5 protein-coding genes are annotated in these 8,928 nt (G+C 64.9%); 4 read left to right on the top strand and 1 reads right to left on the bottom strand.

The genetic code is table 11. The annotated features are described in order from the left end of the window. The 4 genes from AC6EI8_RS20945 to AC6EI8_RS20930 form a co-directional block, all read left to right on the top strand. A partial coding sequence (locus tag AC6EI8_RS20945; RefSeq protein ID WP_498382768.1) for an SDR family oxidoreductase occupies positions 1–788 on the top strand: 788 nt, incomplete at its 5' end. Between the two features lie 1,172 nt (positions 789–1,960). Further along, on the top strand, positions 1,961–3,883 hold the full coding sequence (locus AC6EI8_RS20940) for a PrkA family serine protein kinase (protein WP_006576790.1): 1,923 nt from the start codon (positions 1,961–1,963) through the stop codon (positions 3,881–3,883). 38 nt (positions 3,884–3,921) lie between these two features. Continuing rightward, on the top strand, positions 3,922–5,202 hold the full coding sequence (locus AC6EI8_RS20935) for a YeaH/YhbH family protein (RefSeq protein ID WP_149318650.1): 1,281 nt from the start codon (positions 3,922–3,924) through the stop codon (positions 5,200–5,202). A 136-nt stretch (positions 5,203–5,338) separates the two neighbouring features. Continuing rightward, a complete protein-coding gene (locus AC6EI8_RS20930) occupies positions 5,339–6,871 on the top strand; it encodes a SpoVR family protein (protein WP_150082334.1) in 1,533 nt (510 codons plus the stop codon). Positions 6,872–7,125: 254 nt separating this feature from the next. Here AC6EI8_RS20930 and AC6EI8_RS20925 read toward each other — a convergent pair. Then, positions 7,126–8,928: mechanosensitive ion channel family protein (locus tag AC6EI8_RS20925; RefSeq protein WP_498382767.1), on the bottom strand; the 1,803-nt coding region annotated here is incomplete at its 5' end.

Here is an 8,928-nt window from a genome sequence, read left to right as displayed (position 1 = left end):
TGAGCGGCGAGGGCGGCGATGCGGGACCGGCGCAGCGCGTGGTCGAGGAAATCCAGGCCGCCGGCGGCGAGGCGGTCGCCAACACCGACAGCGTGTCGAGCTGGCAGGGCGCCAACGCGATCGTCCAGTGCGCGCTCGACCGGTTCGGCCGCATCGACGCCGTGATCAACAACGCCGGCAATCTTCGCGACCGCATGTTCTTCAAGATGAACGAGGAGGAATGGCGCGCGGTGATCGACGTGCATCTGCACGGCACCTTCTTCGTCAGCCGCGCCGCCGCGCCCTACTTCAAGGACCAGCAGAGCGGCGCCTATGTCCATATGACCTCGACCTCCGGCCTGATCGGCAATTTCGGCCAGGCCAACTACGCCGCCGCCAAGCTGGGCATCGCGGCGCTGTCCAAATCGATCGCGCTGGACATGGCCCGCTTCAACGTCCGCTCGAACTGCATCGCGCCATTCGCCTGGAGCCGGATGACCAGCTCGATCCCGTCGGAGACGCCGGAGGAGCAGGCGCGCGTGGCCAAGCTGCAGAAGATGGAGGCCGGCAAGGTCGCGCCGATGGCGGTGTTCCTCGCCAGCGAGGCGGCGCGCGAGGTCAATGCGCAGATCTTCGCGGTGCGCGCCAACGAGATCATGCTGATGAGCCAGCCGCGGCCGGTGCGCTCGGTGCATGCCAGCGAGGGGTGGACGCCGGAGACGATCGCGGAGATCGCGATCCCGGCGATGCGCAACAGCTTCTATCCGCTGGAGCGCTCGCCCGACGTCATCAACTGGGATCCGATCTGAGGATTCGCTTCCGACGATCTGATCCGAGATACGCCGCTGCCGGCGATGCGCTGGCAGCACGACGCGCCGGGTGCTGACGCCCGGCGTTTTCATTGTCTCGCTCTTCTCCGCTCTCTCCTCTCCTCTCCTCTCCTCTCCTTCGCCGTTTCGCCTCTCCTCCTTCGATCGATTGTCGCTCGCGCGCACGTCGTCGCGCATTGCGGTTTCCCCGCATCGCCGCCGGCTGTCGTCGGTGAACGCCGTTCGTCCACCGCCTTCTTCGTCGACCGTCCGACGATCGTTCCGCTCGCCCGTCGCATGTGGCCCGCAATTTGCTGGTGTACCGACAACGGTGGCCGACGGATGCCGCCGCGCGGGCAACCGCGACGGGGAGACAGCGATGCGATCGACGCGGTCGAATGCGAACTGGAACCTGTAGCGGTTTCGGCATTCCAATGGGCACGCACCCGCACGGTGCGCGCCACGATTCCAAAGGGGAGACGCGATTGCCTCGACGGTGCATGGAGACAACCGGCGAACGATGCTTCGCCACACCCGGGCCGACAGCGGGCCAGCGCCCGGGCCGATGGGTTAACCCTGCTTTTTGGCAGCGCGATGCGCGATGTCGCGGCGCTCCGTTTTCATCCCGCTTCGATCCCCGTTTCTGTCCCTGCGTGCGTCGCTGCTTCGATCGCCTTCCCGCGCATCGAGAACACGACAGCAGCGTGTCGCGCGACGTTGCGCGCGAGGCCTTGGCCGCAGCAACGATGCAGGATGTGCCAACGTACGACCCCACCTGTTCCAAGGTTTTGCAGTCCCGGTATGTCGTCGATGCTCGCCGGAAGCAATCGTTACAAACAGGGCAGTGCAGCACCAAAGGGAAAGGTGTAAGGTGTGTCCCAGAACATGGTCGCGCCGCCCAGTGCGAACCGGTCAGCGTGCCGCTCAGTCGCACGCAGCCAGAACGCAGTTTTCACGAGCAGGACCGCGCCGTTGCCAGTGCGCAATGCGCGTCAACAAGCTCTTCCCCCTGGGCGTTATTTGACTATGATGAAGTAAAGACTTCGCAACATGGTCAGTCTTCCGCCAAGCCGGGGTGGCGGTATTCAAAGGCTGATACGTGGAATGAGGCAGGGTACCTACCTGCAGACGGACTGCGTTCGCCTCGGACGAGACTCTGACGGGAGTGAGGTATGGACATTTTCGGCCACTACGCCACGCGCTTCGAAGCTCGCAAGGAAGAGGAATACAGCATCCAGGAGTATCTGGAGATCTGTAAGAAAGACCCTACTGCCTATGCGACCGCGGCCGAGCGCATGCTCGCCGCGATCGGGCAGCCAGAGCTGGTAGACACGCACCACGACCCGCGCCTGTCGCGCCTGTTCTTCAACAAGGTCATCAAGATCTATCCGGCCTTCCGCGAGTTCTACGGCATGGAGGACACGATCGAGCAGATCGTCTCGTTCTTCAAGCATGCCGCGCAGGGTCTCGAGGAACGCAAGCAGATCCTCTACCTGCTCGGGCCTCCCGGCGGCGGCAAGTCCTCGCTCGCCGAGAAGCTCAAATCGCTGATGGAGCAGATCCCCATCTACGCGCTGAAGGGCTCGCCCATCCATGAATCGCCGCTCGGACTGTTCTCGCCCGAGGAAGACGGCAAGATTCTGGAGGAGGACTACGGCATCCCGGTCCGCTATCTGAACACGATCGCCTCGCCATGGGCGGTCAAGCGCCTGCACGAGTTCAACGGCGACATCACGCGCTTCCGCGTGGTCAAGCTGCGGCCCTCGGTGCTGTCGCAGATCGCGATCGCGAAGACCGAGCCGGGCGACGAGAACAACCAGGACATCTCCTCGCTGGTCGGCAAGGTCGATATCCGCAAGCTCGAGGACTATCCGCAGGACGACCCGGACGCGTACTCGTACTCCGGCGGCCTGTGCCTGGCCAACCGCGGCCTGCTCGAGTTCGTCGAGATGTTCAAGGCCCCGATCAAGGTCCTGCACCCGCTGCTGACGGCGACGCAGGAGGGCAACTACAAGGGCACCGAGGGCTTCGGCGCGATTCCGTTCGACGGCGTGATCCTGGCCCACTCGAACGAGGCCGAATGGCAATCGTTCAAGGCGGACAAGAACAACGAGGCCTTCCTCGACCGGATCTACATCGTCAAGGTGCCGTACTGCCTGCGCGTGTCGGACGAGGTCAAGATCTACGACAAGCTGTTGCGCAGCAGCTCGCTGTCGGCCGCGCCATGCGCGCCGAACACGCTGAAGATGATGGCGCAGTTCGCGGTGCTGACGCGGATCAAGGAACCGGAGAACTCGAACATCTTCTCGAAGATGCGGGTCTACGACGGCGAAAGCCTGAAGGACGTCGACCCGAAGGCGAAGTCGTACCAGGAGTATCGCGACTACGCCGGCATCGACGAGGGCATGAGCGGGCTGTCGACGCGCTTCGCGTTCAAGGTGCTGTCCAAGGTCTTCAACTTCGACAACACCGAGGTCGCGGCCAATCCGGTGCACCTGCTGTACGTGCTCGAGCAGCAGATCGAGCGCGAACAGTTCCCGCCGGAGCAGGAAGCGAAGCTGCTCTCGTACATCAAGGAATACCTGACGACGCCCTTCGTCGAGTTCATCGGCAAGGAGATCCAGACCGCGTATCTGGAGTCGTATTCCGAATATGGCCAGAACATCTTCGACCGCTACGTGGTGTTCGCCGACCTGTGGATCCAGGACCAGGAGTACCGGGATCCCAATACCGGCGAGATCCTCGACCGCAACGCGCTGAACGACGAGCTGGAGAAGGTGGAAAAGCCGGCGGGTATCTCGAACCCGAAGGACTTCCGCAACGAGATCGTCAACTTCGTGCTGCGGGCGCGGGCCAACAACGGCGGCAAGAACCCGAACTGGACCAGCTACGAGAAGTTGCGCATGGTGATCGAGAAGCGGATGTTCTCCACCACGGAGGACCTGCTGCCGGTCATTTCCTTCAACGCCAAGTCCTCGCGCGAGGACCAGGAGAAACACGAGAACTTCGTCAACCGCATGGTCGAGAAGGGCTATACGCCCAAGCAGGTCCGGCTGCTGGTGGAGTGGTACTTGCGCGTTCGAAAATCATCGTAACGGCGCCTGCACGGGGCCTCTGAACGAGGGCAACCAATATGGCCACGGTCATCGATCGGCGGGAGAATGGCGGCAACAAGAGTGCGGTCAACAAGCAGCGTTTCATCAAGCGTTACCGCGAGCAGATTCGGCAAGCCGTAGCGAAGGCGGTGTCCGGCCGGAAGATCATGGACATCGAACAGAGCGGGCAGGTGTCCATTCCGGTCAAGGACATCTCCGAGCCGATCTTCCACCATGGCCAGGGTGGCAAGCGCGAGTGGATCCACCCCGGCAACAAGAAGTTCGTCCGCGGAGACAGTTTCGACCGCCAGCAGCAAGGGGCGGGCGGAACCGGCTCGCGGGCGAGCGACTCGGGCGAGGGCGAGGACGATTTCGTCTTCACGCTCTCGCGCGAGGACTTCCTGAATTTCTTCTTCGAGGACATGGCGCTGCCCGACATGGCCAAGCGCCATCTGGCCAAGATCGCCGAGGTGCGCAAGGTGCGCGCCGGCTTTTCGATCGACGGCACGCCCTCGAACCTGTCGGTGCTGCGCACGATGCGCAGCTCGCTCGGCCGCCGCATCGCGCTGTCCGGGCCTTACCAGCGGCGCCTGCAGGCGCTCGAGCAGCAGTACAGCGAGGTGCTCGAGGAAGAGGGCCCCTACACGGCCCGCGCGCAGGAGATGATGAAGGAGATGCGCCATCTGCGCGCCTGCATCGACCGCGTGCCCTTCATCGAGAAGCTGGACCTGCGCTACAACAATCGCGTGCTGAAGAAGCGTCCGCAGGCGCAGGCGGTAATGTTCTGCCTGATGGACGTGTCAGGTTCGATGGACGAGAGCCGCAAGGACCTGGCCAAGCGTTTCTTCATGCTGCTGTACCTGTTCCTGAAGCGGAACTACGAACGCATCGACGTCGTCTTCATCCGCCACCATACGGTCGCCAAGGAAGTCGACGAGGAAGATTTCTTCCACTCGCGCGAATCGGGCGGCACGGTGGTGTCCAGCGCGCTGAAGCTGATGGTCGACGTGATCCACAACCGCTACCCGGCCAGCCAGTGGAACATCTACTGCGCGCAGGCGTCGGACGGCGACAACTGGGCCGGCGACTCGGAGCTGTGCGGGCGGCTGCTGCGCGAATCGATCCTGCCGCTGGTGCAGTACTACGCCTATGTGGAAGTCGCGTCCGAGGAGCCGCAGAACCTGTGGGAAGAGTACATGACGGTCAAGGGCGCGCACGAGAACTTCGCGATGCAGCGGATCATCGGCGCGGACGAGATCTATCCGGTCTTGCACGACCTGTTTCAGAAGAAGGCGGCCTGGCCGAACACCGGGCGTTGATGCGCTGACGCCTTGATGCGTCGATGCACCGGCGCAGCGGCGCCCGGGCATGGTGTCCATGCAGGGGTGCCGCGCCGGACAGGCCTTGGCTAACCGGCGGAGCCGCGATCGCGGGCCGCCGACATGGGGGTGGGAAATGGCATACCTCTCTACCGGTTCGGAGTGGACCTTCGAACTGATCCAGCGGTACGACCGGGAGATCGCGCGCATCGCGGCCGATTTCGGCCTCGATACCTATCCCAACCAGATCGAGATCATCACCGCCGAGCAGATGCTGGACGCCTACGCGTCCGCGGGGCTGCCGGTCGGCTACAGCCACTGGTCCTACGGCAAGCACTTCCTCGCTTCCGAGCGCAGCTACCAGCGCGGCCACATGGGCCTGGCCTACGAGATCGTGATCAACTCCAACCCCTGCATCGCCTACCTGATGGAGGAGAACACGATGCCGATGCAGGCGCTGACGATCGCGCACGCCTGCTACGGCCACAACTCCTTCTTCAAGGGCAATTACCTGTTCCGCACCTGGACCAACGCGGACGCCATCGTCGACTACCTGCTGTTCGCCAAGAACTACGTGGCCGAATGCGAGCAGCGCTACGGCGAGCAGGAGGTCGAACTGCTGCTCGACTCCTGCCACGCGCTGCAGAACTACGGCGTGGACCGCTACAAGCGCCCGAAGAAGCTGTCGATCACCGAGGAGCAGGCGCGCCAGGCCGAGCGCGAGAACTATCTGCAGATGCAGGTCAACGATCTGTGGCGCACGCTGCCGAAGCACCGCTCGCACGCGCTGGTGACCGAGGACGAGACGCCGGAGGCCGAGGCCACCTTCCCGCCGGAGCCGCAGGAAAACCTGCTGTACTTCATCGAGAAGAACGCACCCAAGCTGCAGCCCTGGCAGCGCGAGATCGTCCGCATCGTGCGCAAGATCGCGCAGTACTTCTACCCGCAGCGGCAGACCAAGGTGATGAACGAGGGCTGGGCCACGTTCTGGCACTACACGATCCTGCACGAGCTGTACGAGCAGGGGCTGGTCAACGACGCCTTCATGATGGAACTGCTGCAGGCGCATACCAACGTCATCTACCAGCCGCCGTACCACAGCCCTTATTACAGCGGACTCAATCCTTACACGCTCGGCTTCCTGATGTTCCAGGACCTGCGCCGCATGTGCGAGCGCCCCGAGGAGGAGGATTATCGCTGGGCGCCGGAGATTGCCGGCAGCGACTGGCGCAAGACGCTGGACTTCGCCATGCGCAACTTCAAGGACGAAAGCTTCCTGCTGCAGTTCCTGTCGCCGCGCGTGATCCGCGAACTGAAGCTGTTCTCGGTGCTGGACGACGACCGCGAAAGCAAGCTGCGCGTGACCGCGATCCACGACGACGAGGGCTATCGCCGCATCCGTCAGCTGCTGGCCAGCCAGTACGACCTGTCCAATATCGAGCCGAACATCCAGGTCACCAACGTCGACGTCGGCGGCGACCGCTCGCTGACGCTGCGCCATCTGCAGAACGACCGCCGGCCGCTCGCGCAGAACTTCGAGGAGGTGATCCGCCATGTCACCCGGCTATGGGGCTTCACCGTGCGGCTCGAGGTTGTCTACGAGGACGGCCGGCACGAGATCAAGTACGAATGCCGGCCCGAGCGCAAGCATCATCGCAAGGCGGCATAGGGCGGCATAGGGCAGCATAGGGCGGCATAGGGCGGCATAGGGCGGCAAATAGGGCGACATGAGGCGGCATAAGGCCGCGTGAGGCGGCGTAAGCCGGCGGAAACGATCCGATAGCGGTCCGCGCGGCGAGCCGGGTGCGGCAAGCGAGCAAGGCAAGAGCGGGGATTTCAGCGCTGAAATCTCCGCTCGTTTTATCTGGAAGCGGTTGGGCGGGTGGGAAGCGGTTCGAAGCGTTCTTCCTGTGCCAGGCATCCCTACGCCGCCCCCGCACTCCCCTCGCTTCCCGCAATCAGCGGCTTGACGTCCGCCGCGCCGCCGCCGTCCAGCTGCAGCGTCATGTAGGGCGAGGCCATGCGGATCCCCGCAGCGTCGAACTTCTGCTTCAGCGTCGCGTTGAACGCCCGCGTGATCTCGAACTGCGCCAGCGGCAACGTCTTGAACTGGGCCAGCACCACCGGGCCGGACGGATCGAAGCGGTCGAGCCCCAGGATGTCCAACCCCGACAGCAGCCGGTGCGTGAAACGGATGTCCTGCGCGATCTCGTCCCCCGCCTCGCGGATCAGCGCCATCGCGCGGTCCAGGTCGCTGTCGTAGCGCAGGCCGATATTGAAGACCGCGAAGGCATGGCCGCGCGACAGGTTCTTGATCGCCTTGATCTGGCTGTACGGCAGCACGTGCAGCGCGCCCTTGCCGTCGCGCAGCTTGATGGTCCGGATGGTCATGCCTTCGACCGTGCCGCTGTGGTCGGGCAGCTCGACCACATCGCCGATGGCAATCGAATCCTCGATCACGATGAAGAGCCCCGTGATCAGATCCTGCACCAGCGTCTGCGCGCCGAAGCCGATGGCCAGGCCCACCACGCCGGCGCCGGCGATCAGCGGCGTCACGTTGACGCCGAGGTTGGCGAGCACCGCGATCAGCGCCATCACCAGCAGCGCGACGAACACCGCGTTGCGCAGCAGCGGCAGGATGGTGCGGGCGCGCATGCTGGGCGGCTGCCCGCGCCCGTGTCCCGGCGACAGCGCTTGCGTGATGGCGGTGTCGATCACCAGCCAGAACAGCCACGACAGCAGCACCGCGGCCAGCGCGCCGAATACCGCGTCGGCGAAGCGGCGGCCCAGCGCGGTCGAATGCATCAGATGCAGCAGCGAATTGCCCCAGACGCGGCTGGCGAGCTCCAGGAAACCCAGCCAGATCGCCAGGCGCACCAGCGCGACCGCAAAGCGGCCGAAGCGCGCCAGATAGGCCGAACGCCGCTGCCAGCGTTGCCGCGGTCCATGCTGGGTGGCCTGGGGCGAGCGTCCGGTCACCACCGTCAGCGCCAGCGCGGCGACCAGCAGCGCCACCGTCAGGATGGTCCGGCCCAGATAGTCGTCGGCATGGCCCGCGGCGAGCAGGGTGCCGACCACCGACGCGAATACCACCGCCAGCACCGGCAGGTGCCAGGTGCCGCCGGCCAGCCGCAGCACATCGGTGATGGCGGGATGGGCCTGGCGGAAGGCCAGCGGCCGGTTGGCGATCAGATGGCCGATCTGCCGGCGAAAACGCAGACAGAACCAGGCCATCAGCAGCGCCGCGGCGATATTGGACAGATTGGCGGTCACGGCGGACAGGTTGACGCCGAGCGCGGCAATCACCCGCGCGTTGGTCGCGGCATCACCTAGCGCCGCCAGCGAGCCGATCGCGAACAGCACCGGGCGCGAGTGCTGGTGCAGGTCATGGACCGCGCGCCGCCGGTGCGCGGTGTTGAAGACGGCGAACAGCGTCTGCGATACCGCCGACAGCACCGCGCCGGCGACCAGCGCGTAGGCCACCGTCAGCGCCGCCACGCCGGCCGGCACCAGATGCAGCGCCAGCGCGCGCACGATCCAGATCGCCACGCCGAAGGCGATCGCCCACGGGCCGACCCGGCGCAGCATGAAGATGCCGACGTCGGTCCACGACGGCACGGTGGGCAGCTGGACCCGATCGACCGGCCGCATCAGCCGGCCCCGCACGCGCCGCGCCAGTTCGTGCAGCAGCCAGCCACCGACGGCCCAGCCCGCCAGCACCGCGGC

This window comes from Cupriavidus sp. R6-3 (assembly GCF_059772245.1).
The sequence above is the reverse complement of the archived record's forward strand: the minus strand, read 5'-3'. Positions and strand labels throughout refer to the sequence as shown.